At 35.3% G+C, this 17,955-nt stretch carries 17 protein-coding genes; 9 read left to right on the forward strand and 8 right to left on the reverse strand.

The features are described 5' to 3' along the window. The first annotated feature begins 22 nt into the window (after window positions 1-22). The 8 genes from rpsF (at window position 23) to ABJI11_RS18930 (ending at window position 7,767) form a co-directional block, all read left to right on the forward strand. On the forward strand, window positions 23-364 hold the full coding sequence (gene rpsF, locus ABJI11_RS18895; RefSeq protein ID WP_076548096.1) for a 30S ribosomal protein S6: 342 nt from the start codon (window positions 23-25) through the stop codon (window positions 362-364). 5 nt (window positions 365-369) lie between these two features. After that, window positions 370-666 (forward strand): 30S ribosomal protein S18, encoded by a 297-nt coding sequence (gene rpsR, locus ABJI11_RS18900; RefSeq protein ID WP_027067300.1) that lies wholly within the window; start codon window positions 370-372, stop codon window positions 664-666. Between the two features lie 13 nt (window positions 667-679). Next, the gene (gene rplI, locus ABJI11_RS18905; RefSeq protein WP_036154978.1) at window positions 680-1,132 is read left to right on the forward strand and encodes a 50S ribosomal protein L9; all 453 of its coding nucleotides are present in this window, start codon (window positions 680-682) and stop codon (window positions 1,130-1,132) included. Window positions 1,133-1,234: 102 nt separating this feature from the next. Beyond that, a complete protein-coding gene (locus tag ABJI11_RS18910; RefSeq protein ID WP_348355946.1) occupies window positions 1,235-4,342 on the forward strand; it encodes a TonB-dependent receptor in 3,108 nt (1,035 codons plus the stop codon). Between the two features lie 61 nt (window positions 4,343-4,403). Beyond that, window positions 4,404-4,880 (forward strand): DUF6495 family protein, encoded by a 477-nt coding sequence (locus ABJI11_RS18915; RefSeq protein WP_348355948.1) that lies wholly within the window; start codon window positions 4,404-4,406, stop codon window positions 4,878-4,880. Between the two features lie 83 nt (window positions 4,881-4,963). Continuing rightward, window positions 4,964-6,343: a histidine--tRNA ligase gene (gene hisS, locus ABJI11_RS18920; protein WP_348355950.1), complete on the forward strand. Its 1,380-nt coding sequence runs from the start codon at window positions 4,964-4,966 to the stop codon at window positions 6,341-6,343. Window positions 6,344-6,479: 136 nt separating this feature from the next. Continuing rightward, entirely contained in the window at window positions 6,480-7,250 is a 771-nt protein-coding gene (locus tag ABJI11_RS18925; protein WP_348355952.1) for a glucose 1-dehydrogenase, read from the forward strand. An 82-nt stretch (window positions 7,251-7,332) separates the two neighbouring features. Then, window positions 7,333-7,767 carry an RbsD/FucU family protein gene (locus ABJI11_RS18930; protein WP_348355955.1) on the forward strand — a complete coding sequence of 145 codons (435 nt, stop codon included), beginning with the start codon at window positions 7,333-7,335 and terminating at the stop codon, window positions 7,765-7,767. Window positions 7,768-7,782: 15 nt separating this feature from the next. Here the strand turns inward: ABJI11_RS18930 and ABJI11_RS18935 are convergent, their stop codons facing one another. After that, on the reverse strand, window positions 7,783-8,280 hold the full coding sequence (locus ABJI11_RS18935; RefSeq protein ID WP_348355958.1) for an NUDIX domain-containing protein: 498 nt from the start codon (window positions 8,278-8,280) through the stop codon (window positions 7,783-7,785). 100 nt (window positions 8,281-8,380) lie between these two features. Further along, window positions 8,381-9,469: a M42 family metallopeptidase gene (locus ABJI11_RS18940; protein WP_276492660.1), complete on the reverse strand. Its 1,089-nt coding sequence runs from the start codon at window positions 9,467-9,469 to the stop codon at window positions 8,381-8,383. Window positions 9,470-9,573: 104 nt separating this feature from the next. Between ABJI11_RS18940 and ABJI11_RS18945 the strand changes: the two genes are divergently transcribed. Beyond that, window positions 9,574-10,266, forward strand: coding sequence for a DUF4294 domain-containing protein (locus ABJI11_RS18945; RefSeq protein ID WP_276492661.1), 693 nt, complete (start codon window positions 9,574-9,576; stop codon window positions 10,264-10,266). Here ABJI11_RS18945 and ABJI11_RS18950 read toward each other — a convergent pair. From ABJI11_RS18950 to trmD, 6 genes are all read right to left on the reverse strand, one after another. Further along, complete coding sequence (locus tag ABJI11_RS18950; RefSeq protein WP_348355963.1) at window positions 10,263-10,502, reverse strand: DUF6095 family protein; 240 nt, start codon at window positions 10,500-10,502, stop codon at window positions 10,263-10,265. The two genes, ABJI11_RS18945 and ABJI11_RS18950, sit on opposite strands and share 4 nt — an antisense overlap. Next, window positions 10,489-11,409 (reverse strand): DUF4249 domain-containing protein, encoded by a 921-nt coding sequence (locus tag ABJI11_RS18955; protein ID WP_348355965.1) that lies wholly within the window; start codon window positions 11,407-11,409, stop codon window positions 10,489-10,491. Before ABJI11_RS18955 ends, ABJI11_RS18950 begins: the two co-directional genes overlap by 14 nt. A 3-nt stretch (window positions 11,410-11,412) precedes the next feature. Further along, on the reverse strand, window positions 11,413-13,812 hold the full coding sequence (locus tag ABJI11_RS18960) for a TonB-dependent receptor (protein ID WP_348355967.1): 2,400 nt from the start codon (window positions 13,810-13,812) through the stop codon (window positions 11,413-11,415). A 116-nt stretch (window positions 13,813-13,928) separates the two neighbouring features. Next, window positions 13,929-16,145 (reverse strand): NADP-dependent isocitrate dehydrogenase, encoded by a 2,217-nt coding sequence (locus tag ABJI11_RS18965; protein WP_348355970.1) that lies wholly within the window; start codon window positions 16,143-16,145, stop codon window positions 13,929-13,931. Between the two features lie 645 nt (window positions 16,146-16,790). After that, window positions 16,791-17,141 (reverse strand): 50S ribosomal protein L19, encoded by a 351-nt coding sequence (rplS, locus tag ABJI11_RS18970; protein ID WP_076548108.1) that lies wholly within the window; start codon window positions 17,139-17,141, stop codon window positions 16,791-16,793. 136 nt (window positions 17,142-17,277) lie between these two features. Then, on the reverse strand, window positions 17,278-17,952 hold the full coding sequence (trmD, locus tag ABJI11_RS18975; RefSeq protein WP_276492666.1) for a tRNA (guanosine(37)-N1)-methyltransferase TrmD: 675 nt from the start codon (window positions 17,950-17,952) through the stop codon (window positions 17,278-17,280). Window positions 17,953-17,955 lie beyond the last annotated feature (3 nt).

Raw genomic sequence — 17,955 nt, forward strand, 5'->3', positions numbered from 1 at the left:
ACTCCTTAAAAACAAATATAATATGAACCATTACGAAACTGTTTTCATTTTGAATCCCGTTCTATCTGATGTTCAGATAGAGGAAACAGTTAAGAAATTCGAAGATTTCTTAATTAACAATGGCGCCAAAATGGTAGCTAAAGAGAATTGGGGGCTAAAGAAGTTAGCCTATCCTATTCAAAACAAAAAAAGTGGATTTTACCACTTGTTTGAATTTACAAACTCTGGTGAGGTAGTTACACCTTACGAACAAGAGTTTAGAAGAGATGAACGTGTTATGCGTTTCTTGACCGTTAAGTTGGACAAGCACGCTGTTGCATGGGCAGAAAAAAGAAGAACAAGAAACAAAACCGCTAAAGCTTAAGTATTATGGCAACATTACAACAACAGGCAAAAGGAAAGAAAGATGGAGAGATCAGATATCTTACTCCATTAAACATTGAAACCAACACTAAGAAGAAGTATTGTCGTTTTAAAAAATCTGGTATTAAGTACGTAGATTATAAAGATGCTGATTTTTTATTGAAGTTGGTAAACGAGCAAGGTAAATTATTACCTAGAAGACTTACTGGAACTTCATTGAAGTATCAAAGAAAAGTGGCACAAGCCGTAAAAAGAGCTCGTCATTTGGCGTTAATGCCATATGTTGCTGATTTATTAAAATAATAAGAAAAGAATCATGGAGCTTATATTAAAAGAAGACGTACAAAATTTAGGTTTTAAAGACGACGTAGTAAATGTTAAGAATGGTTACGGAAGAAATTTCCTTATACCACAAGGCTTAGCTACTATGGCTACAGTTTCTGCTAAAAAAGTTTTAGCTGAAAACCTAAAGCAAAGAGCACACAAAGATAAAAAAGTTGTTGACGCTGCTAAGAAAGTAGAGGAAGCGTTAAAAGCTTTAGAATTAAAAATTACTGCTAAGACAGGTGCTGCCGATAAATTATTCGGTTCTGTTACTAATGGTGATTTAGCTGATGCAATTGAAAAAGAAGGTCATTCAATTGACAAAAAATTCATTAGCATTCAAGGTGGTGCAGTTAAAAGAACTGGACCTTACAATGCACAAATTAGATTACACCGTGAGGTGATTGTTGATTTTGGTTTCGAAGTAGTTGCGGAACAAAAATAAATAACTATCTAGTAGATATATTTAAAAGAGCTATGCATACATAGCTCTTTTTTTATTGGTATTTTTGTTAAAGAACTCATAAATAACTCAAAACCAATAAAAATGAAAAACAACTTGTTTTTTCAATTGCTGTTGCTACTTTTTGTAAGTACAACCTATGGTCAAGTTACGACCTCTAATATTAGAGGTTTGGTAATGGATGATCAAGATCAACCACTATTTGGCGCAAATATTGTCGCTGTCCATACCCCAACAGGTACAAAGTACGGATCGATTACTAATGAAGATGGTAGGTTTAACCTGCTAAACCTTCGTGTTGGAGGTCCTTACAATGTTGAAATTTCTTATGTAGGGTTCAAGCCTTACGAACTTACCGATGTTAATTTGTCATTAGGACAAACGTTCAATGTTGATATTAAATTAGCAAGAGAAAGTCAGGCATTAGACGAAGTTACTGTAGTATCTGATCGTTCTGGTACTTTTAGTAGTGATCGTACGGGTGCAGAAACTAGTGTGGGTAGAAGAGAATTAACTCGCTTACCAACAATTTCTCGTTCAGCTTCGGACTTTACACGTTTAGAGCCAACGGCTAGTGGAAATTCGTTTGGAGGTAGAAATGACCAATTCAATAACTTTTCTTTGGATGGAGCAATTTTTAATAACCCTTTCGGCTTAGATGCGGCTACTCCTGGTGGTCAAACAGATTCACAACCAATTTCATTAGATGCAATTGATCAAATTCAAGTATCTACTGCACCTTATGATGTTACCCAATCAGGATTTACAGGGGCTTCTGTAAACGCTGTAACTAAGAGTGGTAGTAATGAATTTCATGGAACGGTTTACGGTTTTTTCAGAAATGAAGATATGACCGGAGGAAAAATTAAAGGAGACGATATTGTTAAGCCTAAATTAGACCAAAGTCAATATGGCGTTAGTATTGGTGGACCAATAGTAAAGAATAAACTTTTCTTCTTCGCTAACTTTGAAAGAGACGAACGTACAGATTTAGGAACCAATGGATGGGTACCAAATACAGGTTCTGGTGCTATTAATGAATCTAGAGTGCTAGAAAGCGATTTAATAGCTGTTAGAGATCAATTATTGGCGGTAGGTTATGACCCGGGAGCATATGAAGGGTTTACGCATGATGCTGAATCTACAAAAGGACTTTTTAAATTAGACTGGAATATAAATGATAACAATCGTTTAGCAGTTATTTATAATTTTTTAAATGCATCTAAGCAAAAGCCGGCTCACCCATCGGCAATTCAATTTAGAGGGCCTAATGCAAATACCTTACAATTTCAGAATTCTGGATATGAGCAAAACAATGAGCTTAAATCGGTTCAGGTAGAATTGAATTCAACATTATCAGAGACAGCTTCAAATAAATTGCAAGTAGGGTATACTCATTTTAACGATTTTAGAACACCTTTTTCGACACCAGCACCTTCTATAAATATTTCAAAAGACGGCTCTAATTATATTATAGCAGGGCATGAACCATTTTCTGCCAATAATAAACTTGATCAGAAAGTACTTCAAATAACGAACAACTTAAACTTCTATAAAGGCGACCATACATACACTGTTGGTTTTTCTTTGGAGAAATTTATGTTCGATAATTCATTTAATCTAACTGCATACGGTTTTTCTAAATTTAGTAGTGTGGACATTGCAGACTTTGATGCAACTTCATATGACTTTGCCGGTCCGCAAGCCACATTTAATGCAAATAATGCTGTACCTGACGGTGAGGGTTGGGCTTTGGCTGAAACTAATGTTGGTCAACTGGCATTTTATGTACAAGATGAATGGAATGTTAATGAAAAATTGAAATTAACCTACGGTGTTCGTTTTGATAAGCCATTATTTTTTGATTCTGCAGAAAAAGCACAAGATGTTATTGATAGAGGCTTTGTAGTTGCTGATCAACCATACCAAAACCCAAATACAGGCGAAACTGTATTTATAGATAATACACAGATGCCTACAAATGATTGGTTAATATCACCTAGAGTAGGTTTTAATTATGATGTGTATGATGACAAATCATTACAATTACGTGGTGGCTCAGGTTTGTTTACAGGTCGTTTTCCATTTGTATGGTTAGGAAACCAAATAGCCAATCCAGATGTATTTTTCCTACAGGCAGTTGATCCAGATTATAAATTTCCACAGGTTTGGAGAACTAATTTGGGTGCGGATAAACGTTTAGATAATGGTATGGTGCTTACGGCAGATGTTTCCTATACTAAAGATATTAATGGACCACATGTACAAAATTGGGCTTTGACATCTCCATCAGGTAACTTAACTGGCGTAGATACGAGAGCAACCTATACTTCAGCTGATTTATTAAACTCTGAAGGATTTGGAGCGGGACCTTACGTTTTCACAAATTCTAACAAAGGTAGAATTTGGAATGCATCTCTAAAGGCACAGAAAAATTTTAGTAATGGTTTATATGCAATGATGGCCTATAGCTACTTAGATGCTAAAGATGTAAATTCTATTGAAGCTGAGATTACTTCAGATGCTTTTGCAGGTAACCCAATTGTAAATGATGCTAATGCAGATATTTTAGCGCCATCAAAATATGGTGATAAGCATAGGTTTATTGGTGTGGCTAGTAAAAATTGGGAGTATGGTAATGGAAAATGGGCTACGACTTTGTCTACATTTTTTGAGTATGCTCAAGGCGGTAGATTTAATTATACTTATGGTGGTGACATAAACGGAGATGGTTCAGGTATCAACGATCTTATTTATGTACCAACATCTGCTGAAATCGATCAAATGCAATTTTCAGGTGCTGGTCAAGGCGCTGCTTTTGATTCTTATATTGCTCAAGATGATTACTTAAGTGGTCGTAGAGGTCAGTATGCAGAACGTTACGGAGCTTTAGCACCTTGGAGAGGTCGTTGGGATGTTAAATTCTTACAAGATTATAAAATCACTGTTTCTGAAGGTAAGACCAACACTATTCAATTTAGTGTTGATGTGTTGAATATTGGTAATATGATCAGTTCTGATTGGGGATTGGTGCAACAGCCAAACAACATTCAGCCAGTAGGTGTAACGGTTGATCCAGATTCAAGTGTACCAACATACACGTTCAATCCTGAATTAACAGAAACTTTTGGATATGATGCTAGTTTGTTATCTAGATGGCAAGCACAAGTAGGATTGAGATATATCTTCTAAGTTTAGAAAATTAAGTTGTAAAAGCCCTAACAAATATGTTAGGGCTTTTTATTTTTGCAAAATGAAATATACGAGGCTTACAAAAGAACAATTAGAGGAATTGCACCCAGAGTTTATAAACTTTCTGGCAACACAATCTATAACTGGTGATGAGTGGGATACCATAAAAAAAGATAAGCCAGAAGTAGCAGAAGAAGAGTTAGATGTTTTTAGCGATTTGGTGTGGGAAGGCGTGTTGAGTAAAGTTTCTTATTTAGAGAATATTTCAGATAAGCAAATGCACCTATTTCATTTAACCGATAAAGAGATGAAACTGATATCGGTGAAAGTGATGAATCCAGAAATTGATTTGACCACACCTATTGGTTTTGATTGGTTCAAGAGAAACTGGCAATCTGATTTTGTAGAATATTTGACCGCTGCAAAGGCATATACAGAAGATAAAAACCTAGATAAGTTTTTGTTACTGCAACAAGGTGCGGTAATAACAAGGGGTGAATTGTACAAATGGTTCGAGAAAGTCATTGTTACCAAATAGAACTGTAAAAATCTAAAATCCATACCACTTAAATATAGCCTTACTTTATGGAAGGTTATATTTGCAATACAATAAAAAAATTAATGGCACAGAAACCATCTATACCAAAAGGAACTCGCGATTTTAATCCATCAGAAATTGCAAAGCGTAATTATATATTTGACATCATCAAAAAGAACTTTCAGACTTATGGTTTTCAGCCCATAGAAACTCCTTCTTTTGAGAATTCAGATACATTATTGGGTAAATATGGAGAAGAGGGTGACCGACTAATATTTAAGATTTTAAATTCTGGAGATTTTCTTAGAAAGGTAGATGATGCTACTTATGCTGAAAAAAACGCTAATAGTATAGCTCCTAAAATTACGGAAAAAGCATTACGATACGATCTAACCGTACCATTTGCTCGTTACGTGGTGATGCATCAAAATGAATTGGATTTTCCGTTTAAGCGCTATCAAATTCAACCCGTATGGAGAGCAGATAGACCGCAAAAAGGTAGATTTAGAGAGTTTTTTCAATGTGATGCCGATGTAGTTGGATCAGACTCTTTATTGCAAGAAGTGGAATTAATTCAGTTGTATGATGCTGTATTTTCTGATTTAAAATTGGAAGGTGCTACCATTAAGATGAACAATAGAAAGATTTTAGCTGGTATAGCAGAGGTTATCGGAGCTAAAGATTTATTGATTGATTTCACTGTTGCGTTAGACAAGTTGGATAAAATAGGGGAAGAGGGTGTGAAAAAAGAGATGCTCGCTAAAGGAATTACTGAAGAAGCAATTGAAAAAGCATCTCCATTATTTTTGCCACAAGGTAGTAACGATGAACAATTAGAGCGTTTAGATGCTTTATTGAAAGATTCTGAGGAAGGTAAAAAAGGGCTAGAAGAGCTTCGTTTTATTTTAGAGACTATTTCTGTTTTAGGTCTTCAATCAGCAAGTTTAGCTATAGATGTCACTCTTGCCCGCGGATTAAATTACTACACCGGAGCTATTTTTGAAGTAGCGGCGCCAAAAGGTGTGAAAATGGGATCTATAGGTGGTGGCGGTCGTTATGACGACCTTACAGGTATTTTTGGTTTAAAAAATGTAAGTGGTGTTGGTATATCATTTGGTCTTGATAGAATCTATTTGGTTTTAGAGGATTTAGAACTTTTTCCAGAGGCAATTGACCAATCTCTTCAAGTATTATGTGTCAATTTTGGAGATAAAGAAGCTTTGGCTGCTTTAAAATTAGTTAGTCAATTACGTAAATCTGGAGTAAAGGCAGATATCTATCCTTCTAGTGCAAAGATGCAAAAGCAGATGAAATATGCTAATAATCGTAATGTGCCTTATGTCATTCTAATAGGTGAGCAAGAGTTGGATAATAATTCATTCGTTGTCAAAAACATGAAAGAAGGAACACAAAAAGAGTATAGCTTGGATAAGGTTTCTGATTTTGTAAGCCACTTGAGCTAATAGATTCAAAATCAGATATATTTTTACTGAGTCATTTTTGATTATATTTGGTTAACCAATTTGGTTGTGCAATTTATATTGTATGATTAAAATGGATTTGAATCAAAACTAAATCAAGTTTATAATTAAAAACATCATGACAAATAGTAACAAATTATCTGGAAAAAATATACTGATTACAGCTGGTGCTCAGGGAATTGGAGAATCAATTACCAAGCATTTTATCGATAGTGGAGCCAATGTTGCTATTCATTATTTTTCTAGCGCAGATACTGCAAACGAATTAGTGAAATATGCTACAGATAAAGGGCTGAAAGCTATTGCAATTTCTGGAGATTTAACTAAAGAAGAAGATGCTAATACCTTAGTTGAAAAAACAGTAGAAGCTTTAGGCGGTCTAAATATTCTTGTAAATAATGCCGGTTCTTTAGTTGCTAGAAAGTTACTTAGCGAAATGGAAACAGAGTTTTGGCACAAGGTCATGGATATTAATCTAACATCAATGATGTTTGTTACACGTGCGGCGGCACCTTATTTGGCAAAGAATGAAAACAGCAGTATAGTTAATTTAGCATCATTGGCAGGGCGTAAAGGTGGTCACCCGGGTTCTTTGGTGTATTCTACTAGTAAAGGGGCTATATTAACCTATACAAGAGCTCTTGCGTCAGAATTAGGACCACAGGGTACAAGAGTTAATGCCGTTGCGCCAGGACTTATTTTAGGTACCTCATTTCATAATACACATACCACAAAAGAATCTGCGGCAGAAACGACTAAAGGAATTCCTATTCAAAGAGCTGGTAATGCAGATGACGTAGCTAGAGCTGTATTATATTTGGCATCTGAATATGATGGGTTTATTACAGGAGCTACGCTTGATATAAATGGAGGAGTCTACAATATGTAAAAGCTCGTAATCTTTTAGATACCCTAGTTTACCTTTTTAAGTGACTAGGGTTTTATTCTCATACTCTTTAAAAAATATACATATGCTTAAGACTCCGGTTATACATCCACAAATTATGGAGGCGCTTGGGCGCTCAGGTCATTTTGCACAAGTGGTCATTGCAGATGGTAATTTACCAGTAGGGGCTATGACGGGTCCTAATTCTACTACGGTACATTTAAATTTTCGTCCTGGATTGTTAGATGCTCTTACAGTTCTAGAAGGTATTTTAGAAGTTTGCCCTGTACAAGGTGCTATAGTTATGGAAAAACCTGCTGAAGCAAATGCAGAGATTCACTATGCATATAAAGAGTTACTTGGAGATGTCACTTGGGATGAAATGGAACGATGGGCTTTTTATGATAAAATTAGAGACCAAAATACTACCTTAATTATTCAGACAGGTGAGCAACGACGTTTTGCAAATTTAATTTTAACCGTTGGCGTTGTAAAAATGGCTGAAGAATCTGGATTTTAAAGAAGAGTATAGCTTTTACAAAATGTTTTCTTTGCTGGGTATTTCTTTAAGTATAGTCTTATAATAAGAAATATCATGAGGAACAAAGTTATATTTAATAGTGTCTTTCAATGCCTTGTTAAATTCATTTATAGAAATCAGTTTTAAGGCTTCAACTTCACTGTTTTGTTTTTTAAGCGTGCTAAATGGTGATTTTAGTTTAGCGATAAATATGTGATGAAACTCGTAATCTTTCAATAATTCAGAATGATTTTTGACGGATTTAAAAATGCCTATTTTTTTCAAATCTGAAGCGAATACTTTTAATCCAATTTCTTCTTGTATTTCTCTTAAAGCAGAAGTAATGATATCTTCTCCAGCACCTATGTGTCCTGCAACGGATACATCCCAAAGCAAAGGGTAGATATCTTTATCCTTTCCTCGTTGCTGCATTAGAATTTTTCCATCCGAAGTGTAGAACCAGATATGTACAGTTTGGTGAAACCATCCATTTTTATGTGCTTCCGACTTCATAGCGGTAGTATTCGTCATTATTCCATCAGCATCTAAAATGTCTATTAATTCATCCATAGCACAAAAAAAATCCCTCCGATGAAAGAGGGATTATTAAAATTTATTCGAAGTAGCTAAAAGTCTCTCCTTCTTTGATTGTTAACAGTGTTTCGTAAATAAGACGAATAACATTTTCAACATCGTCTTTATGAACTGTTTCTACCGTTGTATGCATGTAGCGCAATGGTAATGAAATTAATGCAGAAGCAACTCCGCCATTACTATATGCAAAAGCATCGGTATCTGTACCAGTTGATCTAGAAGCCGCCATTCTTTGAAATGGTATTTTGTTGTCTTCAGCTGTTTTAATAATACGTTCTCGCAATTTGTTTTGAACTGCAGGAGCATATGAAATAACCGGACCAGCACCAATTTCAGTATGACCTTGTACTGCTTTATTGATCATTGGTGTAGTTGTATCATGACAAACATCTGTTACAATAGCAACATTTGGCTTAATGGTCTGCGTAATCATTTCTGCCCCACGTAAACCTATTTCCTCTTGTACAGAATTTGTTATGTAAAGTCCAAATGGTAACTCAACTTTATTCTCATGAAGTAAACGAGCAACTTCAGCAATCATAAATCCGCCAGCTCTGTTGTCTATTGCTCTACAAACGTATTTATTCTTATTTAAAATTTGAAACTCGTCTGGGTATGTGATTACACAACCTACGTGAACGCCAAGTTTTTCAACTTCTTCTTTATTTGTAGCACCAACATCAACTGTGATGTTTTCAATTTTTGGAGTCTCTTCTTTAGGTCCTTTTCTGGTATGTATTGCAGGCCAGCCAAAAATACCTTTTACAATACCTTTAGTAGTGTGGATGTTTACCCATTTAGATGGTGCTATTTGATGGTCACTTCCGCCATTTCTAATGACATGAATTAAACCATTATCGGTGATGTAGTTTACGTACCAAGAAATTTCATCAGAATGTCCTTCAATAACTACTTTATATTTGGCATCAGGATTTATAACGCCCACTGCAGTACCGTATGTGTCCGTAATGAACGTATCTACATAAGGTTTTAGGTAGTCCATCCATATTTTTTGCCCTTCCCACTCATAACCAGTTGGAGCGGCATTATTCAAGTATTTTTCAAAAAAGTCTTGTGACTTTTTGGTAATTATTTTTTTATCAGCCATCAATGTAAGTTTAAGATACAAACTTAACAATATTAGCGTTGTATTAATAATAACCTTCTTTAATAATCGTTAATTTTGGCAGGACTTTTGTTAAGCCTATGGTAATGAAATATAACTTTTTACTTCTTTTTTTACTCTTCAGCGGTGTTTCTATTTGTACTGCCCAGGTTGAAGAACAGGAACTTGATTCTATTACAGAAAAGATGATTATAGTTGCTGGTGATTCTTTGGTTCAAAGTTCAATAGCCTTACAAGAGGCTTACGTATTTGGTAAACTCAAATTCTCATCATATGATGAAAAATTGCGGTATTATATTTTACGTAGAAAAACTCAGAAAGTGTATCCGTATGCTAAGATGGCGGCTGAGCGATTGGTAGAGCTAAACGATAGTTTGGCAAACATGAAAAACAATAGAAAGCGAAAAAAGTATACCAAAAAAGTACAGAAGTTTATTGAAGAAGAATTTTCTGAAGAACTTAAAAAACTAACACGTACAGAAGGTCAAATTTTGGTGAAGTTAATTTACAGGCAAACAGGAACCACAGCTTTTGATTTGGTAAAAGATCTAAGAAACGGTTGGCGTGCATTTTGGTATAATACCACAGCCAAGCTATTTAGCATAAGTATCAAAGAAGAATTTCATCCTGATATGATCGAAGAGGATTATTTGATCGAAGATATTTTACAACGTGCATTTTCTCAAGGTAAATTAGAACGACAAGAAACCGTGTTAGATTATGACTACGATCAGTTGTATAATAAATGGAAGAAGACCACTAAAATTCCTAAAGATTAAGATTTTTTAGATTTCTTGCCAAACATTGAATCCATTATGGTCATAATGCCTTTGAACCCTGTTCTTACGGCAAAGAATGCAAGAATTACTCCAACAATACAAACGGGCCAGAATAAAGTGTTGTCTTGATTTTTAAATGCTTGATACAATACTATGGGCGCCGTGAACATTAGTACTACGGTTATAGCTAATCGTTTTAAGCCCGTCGCAAGCATATCTTTATCAGTTCGTCTCATTCTCTGTTATAGTTATACTGTCTTTATATTCTTCTACGATGGCAAAGTATCCCAAAGCATAATTATCTGTACGTTCTACGTTGTCAACAACTTCATCATTATCAATACCAGTAATATTTATAACATTACCGCGTACGGTAGCGGCAGGTGTTTGAAAAGGACCTTGGTCACCACCAGATTGTACTATAATCTGGTTCATGTAATTGTAAAAGGGTTCATCTACACCAATAAGGCTAACGTCTACCACAGAGCTGGTATTCAATTCTAGTTCATTATCATAGAAATAAGAGAATACAAATGTCTGCCCTTGATAAAATTCATCCTCCGTTACCAGAAATTCTCCAAAATCTAAATCTAGAAGATAAAAATCATCACTATCGCCAGGGTCGGTAAATGAAACAATGACCTCTGTTTCATCACCAGAAAACAAGGTTTCGTCACCTTGTTCTAAAGAGTCGATAGGAACCGATTTTACATAAGTGGTCGTAGCTAAATATTGTTCGTTATCTGTGGTAATTAACAATTGAAAAACATCACCTTCATTAATATTGCTAACCCTAATTCTTTGGTCGCTATCAAATGATGGGTCAGGTGCCCATTTTCCGCTTCCAGGTTCAACTTCTGCTAAATTTGATATTCCGCCACCCTCCAATATTTCAGGAGCGTCTTCTCTGGGTGTACCGTAATATATGATAGCACTGTTTATAGATGCAACCGTGTTTTCTTCAAAGAAGGAACTACTCTCGGTAACTACTATTTCAATAGGTAGGTACTCTTCGTTCTCATCTACTCTAATAACCCCGTTAACGATTAGTCTGCTGACATCTTCTGGAAGCTCTACATCAATTACATCTTCGCATGATGTAAAAAATGATATGGCTAATAAAATTATTAAATAGCGTTTCATGGCTTATAATTTAAAGTTGTAAGTAACTGCTGGAACAATGCCGAATATTGATGTTCGCACCGCTTCGTTTACTCCGGTATCATCGTTCTGTCTAAAACTAACTGAAGCAGCATTTCTTCTATTATAAACATTGTATAGGCTAAATACCCATTCTCCCTTCATTTTTCTAGTTTTATTCTTTCTGGGAGTCAATGTGGCAGAAAGGTCCAAGCGATTGTAGGCTGGTAATCGTTGTGTATTACGTAGTCCGTAATAGGGTACTGTCAAATTTTCGAATTCAAATTGCCCAATAGGGTAGTTGGTGGGTTGTCCGGTTTGGTAGGTGAAATTACCGCCAAAGCTCCATTTTTCATTGAGTTCATAACTTAAGAACATAGATACATCATGGGTTTTGTCATACGGAGTGTTGTACCAGTCACCAAAATTAATTCCGGTTTCAATATTGCTGCGCCCATTGTCTGTGGTAGAGGTTCTGCCCGGTGTACGCTGCTCAGATTTAGATAGGGTATATGCTAGCCAACCTTGCAATTTACCTTCGTTTTTTCTAAGTAAGACTTCTAATCCGTAAGCTCTTGCTTCGCCATTTAAAATAACCTGTTCTATGGCATTGTTCGCAATTAAATTAGCTCCATCAATATAATCTATTCTATTTTGAACGTCTTTATAGAAAACCTCGGTTTCAAATGAATAATCGCCATCATTTATATTTTTAAAATAACCCAAGGCGTATTGATCTAATAATTGTGGTTTGGTGAAAGGTCCGCTTGGTGTCCATACGTCTAATGGAGTAGGGGAGCTGGTATTTGAAAGTAAGTGTAAGTATTGAGCTAATCTTGTGTAACTAGCTTTAATTGAGCTGGTCTCGTTCAATGTGTACGATAATGATGCTCTTGGTTCAAAATTGCTGAAGTTGGAAAGTGTAGTGCCTCTACCAGGGTTAATAACATCAATAGGATCAGCTTCTTTGTAAATTAGTAATAAGGGGTCAAATTCAACAGGATTGTTATCGGCGTATACGTTTAGCTCATCTTGACCTAGTCTCGTGAAATGGCTAAAACGTAATCCGTAACCTAGGCTAAGATTATCGGTTACCCGATGTTCAAAATCCACATAGGCGGCAAATTCGTTAGCGTATTTCTGAATTAGTTGTTCTTCAACAATTCCTGATTCGGCATTACTAGGTTCTATTTTACCAGGGTTAAATTGGTAGTAGACATTGTTTACACCATAGTTAATTTGTAATTTATCTGTAGCATAGTGTTTAAGATCATATTTAATATTGAAATTTCTAATACCGGAATTCCAATTGAAGCCAACGAAATCTAATTTTAAGCCGTAATAATAATCAGAGTAAATTAGGGATAGGTTAGAGAATAGTTTGTCTGAAAATAAATGATTCCATCTAAAATTACCAACAGTATTCCCGTAGGTGTTAACAAAACTATCATTGATACCGAAGACATCGCGACCAAAATAGCCAGAAAGAAAAATGTTATTCTTATCGTTTAACCTGTAGTTTAATTTTGTGTTCAGGTCATAGAAATAAGCCGTATTGTCAACGTCGAACAGAGGCAGAAAAAGGTGGGCGTATGAAGCTCTACCGCCAATAAGAAACGCAGCTTTATCCTTTTTAATAGGACCTTCAATTAAAAGCCTACTTGCAACGGCACCGATACCACCGTTCATTTTAAATTCTTTACTGTTACCTTCTTTTTGAAAAATATCTAATACCGATGACACTCTGCCACCGTAACGTGCAGGTATACCACCTTTATAAAGTTTTACATCTTTTATAGCATCGGGATTAAAAACAGAAAAGAATCCGAATAAGTGCGATGAATTAAAGATAATAGCCTCATCTAACAAAATTAGATTTTGGTCTGCGGCACCACCACGCACGTTAAAACCAGATGCGCCTTCTCCGGCATTGGTAACGCCGGGTAATAACAATATAGATTTGATGACATCAGCTTCACCTAATATTACCGGTATTTTCTTGATGGTACCTACGGATAGAGTATTGACACTCATTTGTGGTTTTCTGATGTCCATTTTTTCCACATTCTCGGTAACCACAACTTCCTCTAATTGTTCAGCTTCTTCTTCTAATAAAAAATCTATACGTCTATTTTCGGTAAGTTCAATTTCTTTAATGATATCTTCAAAACCTAAATAACTAATAAGTACCTTATAAGTACCTTCAGGTAAGGATATAGAATAAAAACCATATTCATTTGTAGTGACCCCCGTACTTAATTCTGGAATAGCAACTGTAACCCCAATTAGTGTTTCATTACTACTAGATTCAGCAATAGAGCCACTTAACGTATATTTTTGTTGTCCCCATGATGAAAAGGAGAAGCAAAGCAATGAAATAAGAATAAACGTTAAATATCCTTTCATCAATTTTTTTTTTAGTAAAAATACTTAGAAATACGAGATACTCCTATAACTAATTAAAAGACAAAAAAATACCCTCAATTTTCATTGAGGGTATTTTGTAATATAAATTTATAAGATTAAATGGAGTTTAAAATGCCATTTAACGTTGTGCTTGGTCTCATTGCTTTGGCAACAAGCGTTGGATCTGGCTTGTAATATCCGCCAATGTCTTGTTTAGAACCTTGAGCATCTATTAATTCGGTAAGAATTTGAGATTCTTTAGAATTAATTTCTGAGCTTACTTTAGAAAATATAGCTTTTAGCTCTGCATTATCATCTTGTAGTGCTAAGGCCTCAGCCCAATATTTAGCTAAAAAGAAGTGGCTACCTCTGGTATCTATTTCTTTTACTTTTCTAGAAGGGGATTTATCGTTCAATAAAAACTTCTCTGTTGCGCTATCTAAGGTGTCACCAAGAACTTTAGCTGCAGCATTTGAGTTTTTCTCTCCGTAGAATTCTAGAGAAACTCCTAATGCTAAGAATTCGCCTAAAGAATCCCATCTAAGGTGTCCTTCTTCTAAAAATTGCTCTACATGCTTTGGAGCAGAACCACCTGCACCAGTTTCAAAAAGTCCGCCACCGTTCATCAAAGGAACAATAGAAAGCATTTTTGCGCTCGTACCAACTTCTAAGATTGGAAAAAGATCTGTTAGGTAATCTCTTAATACATTACCAGATACCGAAATAGTATCCTTACCAGCTTTCATTCTCCTTAGGGTAAACTCAGTAGCCTTAATTGGCGACATTATTTGAATATCTAACCCAGCAGTGTCTTCTTTTGCTAAGTAAGTATTTACTTTTTTAATAAGTTCGGCATCATGAGCTCTGTTTTCGTCTAACCAGAAAATAGCAGGATCATTTGTTGCTTTCGCTCTTGATACGGCTAATTTTACCCAGTCTTCTATAGGTGCATCCTTTACTTGGCACATACGCCATATATCACCATCGTTAACCTCGTGTTCTATTAAAACTTTTCCGGTAGTTGTATCAACAACTTGAACTTTTCCGTCTTGTTTAATTTCGAAAGTCTTATCATGAGAACCGTATTCTTCAGCTTTTTGAGCCATAAGACCTACATTTGGTACAGTACCCATTGTAGTTGGGTCAAAAGCACCATGTTCCTTACAGAAATCTATAGTAGCAGAATAAATACCTGCATAGCTACTATCTGGTATAACAGCTTTAGTATCCTGGGCTTTTCCTTCTTTATTCCACATTTGACCAGAGTTTCTGATCATAGCTGGCATAGAAGCGTCAATAATAATATCACTAGGAACGTGAAGGTTAGTAATCCCTTTATCAGAATTAACCATTGCTAAATCTGGTCCGTTTGCTAGAGCTTCATCTAAATCTTTATTGATAGCATCTTTTTCGTCAGCAGGAAGTTTATCTATCTTTTGATATAAACTAGCTAACCCATCATTAGGGCTAATACCTAAAGTGTCAAAAGTTTCAGCGTATTTTACGAAAACTGGTTTCAAAAAAGTTTCTACTACATGCCCAAAAATAATTGGATCAGAAACTTTCATCATGGTAGCTTTTAAATGCACCGAGAAAAGAACTCCTTTGTCATTGGCATCTTTAATTTCTTTTTGCAAGAAATCTAATAAAGCTGATTTGCTCATTACCGTGGCGTCAATAATCTCACCCTTCAGTAAAGCTAGTTTATCTTTTAAAATAGTTTCTCCACCTTCAGAAACTAATTTAATTTGTACAGAAGTCGCATCGTTCAATGTCAATGACTTTTCATTGGCTTGAAAATCTCCATCACCCATTGTAGCAACATGAGTTTTAGAGCTAGAGCTCCAAGCGCCCATACTGTGCGGATTTTGCTTTGCGTAGTTTTTTACAGCTCTTGGTGCTCTACGGTCAGAGTTACCTTCACGTAATACCGGGTTAACTGCACTACCTTTAATTTTGTCGTATTTAGCCTTAATTTCTTTTTCTTCGTCATTCTTAGGCTCGTCTGGGTAGTTAGGCAATTTATAGCCTTTAGACTGTAATTCTTGAATGGCTTCGTTCAATTGAGGAACAGAAGCGCTAATATTCGGTAATTTTATAATGTTAGCTTCTGGCTGTTTAGCCATGTTGCCCAATTCTTCCAAATCATTGGACACCTGTTGTTCTTTCGTTAACAACTCAGGGAATGTTGCGGCAATTCTACCGGCTAAAGAAATATCTTTAGTTTCAATTTCAATTCCTGAAGATTTAGTAAACGCTTTTACAATAGGTAAAAAAGACTCCGTTGCCAAAGCTGGCGCTTCGTCTGTTTTGGTATAAAAAATTTTGGACATGTGCAGTTTGTTTTTAATTTAAGCGGAACAAATATACGATTTTCTAAAAGTTTTAAAACGTGCAGATGCCTTAATATTTGAGGCTTAGGAAGAAGTTTTGTTAAATAACAAAAGCCATATCAATGTACGCATACAATGATATGGCTTTTTAGAAAAAGTTTACGGACAGTTTGTTCCAATTTTTCATTGGAGCGGCAACCCTTGATTGCATCCGCTTCACTAATTCAACGTTGTAAAATGTTTTTCGATTCTCAGGTACGTAACCCAACATCTACACATCATTTCTTTTTTGCCGTCTTTATCGTAAAATAGAAACCTAGTATATAGTCTTTCTATAATTCAATTGTCTTAAAGGCTATAAGCGAAAGCTTGTAGGTTTAAGAATTACCTCCTTTAATTAGTATTAAAAGATTTGGTCTAACAACAATACGAAAGAACGTAAACTCCGTAGTAGTCTTAAATTAGATTTTTTCATCCTTCCAATTTTTTAACTACATTACAATTTACGAAAAAATACAATTCAAAATTAAAAATCGTAAATTTTTATTAATCAACATATTATGAACATGTGTTATTCACTTTTGTTCATAAAAAAAGCACTGTATCAAAAATGACACAGTGCTTAATTTTATAAGGAAGAGAAATTTATCCTCTTATCTCTTTAATTCTAGCTTTCTTACCGGTTAATTCACGGAAGTAGTAAATTCTAGATCTACGTACTTTACCACGCTTGTTAACTTCAATTTTTTGAAGTGCAGGTAAGTTTACAGGGAAGATACGCTCAACACCTACAGTACCTGACATTTTACGGATAGTAAAAGTTTCTGTTGAACCAGAACCTCTACGTTGTATTACAACTCCTTTAAAGAACTGAGTTCTTGTTTTTTCACCTTCTTTAATTTCGTAGTACACAGTAATTGTATCACCAGCAGAAAATTTTGGAAAATCTTTTTTAGTTACGAACTCGTCTTGTACAAATTTTATTAATGATTCCATTGTATGGTTAATTGGAATTAAATTAAAGCAACATTCACGATTATCGTCAGAGGTTGTTCTAACAGGGTGCAAAAATAATATTTAAATTAAAACACACAAGCATTTATTTGAATTTTCTTCAATATATAAGTTTAGCCTATTCAAGTAGATCCGGACGTAGCTTTTCTGTACGCTCGTATGCTTTGTTTTCACGCCATTCTTCAATCTTGCCGAAATTACCACTTAGTAAAATCTCTGGCACTTTCATTTCTTTATATTCCGCAGGTCTAGTATAAACGGGCGGAGCTAATAGTCCGTCTTGGAAAGTATCTGTTAGGGCAGAGGTTTCATCGTTCAGTACACCGGGTAATAACCTTATAATAGAATCACAAAGTACTGCAGCTCCCAGTTCTCCACCAGAAAGGACATAATCTCCAATAGAAATTTCTTTAGTAATAAATGCATCTCTAACACGCTGGTCAACACCTTTATAATGACCGCAAAGAATAATAATGTTCTCTACCATTGAAAGTGTATTCGCCATTTTCTGATTCAATGTAGCACCATCAGGAGTCATATAGATAACTTCATCATAATCTCGTTGCGATTTTAATTCGGTTATGCATTTATCAATTGGTTCTATCATTAAAACCATACCGGCACCACCACCAAATTGATAATCATCTACATTACGGTACTTGGTAGAGGTGTAATCTCTTATATTATGAAAATGAACTTCAACCAATCCTTTGTCAATGGCTCTTTTTAAAATAGAGGCTTCAAAGGGGCTGGTTAGTAATTCAGGTAATACGGTAATAATATCTATTCGCATCTT

The organism is Maribacter sp. (assembly GCF_039968975.1).
In the GTDB taxonomy this organism is placed as follows: Bacteria; Bacteroidota; Bacteroidia; order Flavobacteriales; family Flavobacteriaceae; genus Maribacter.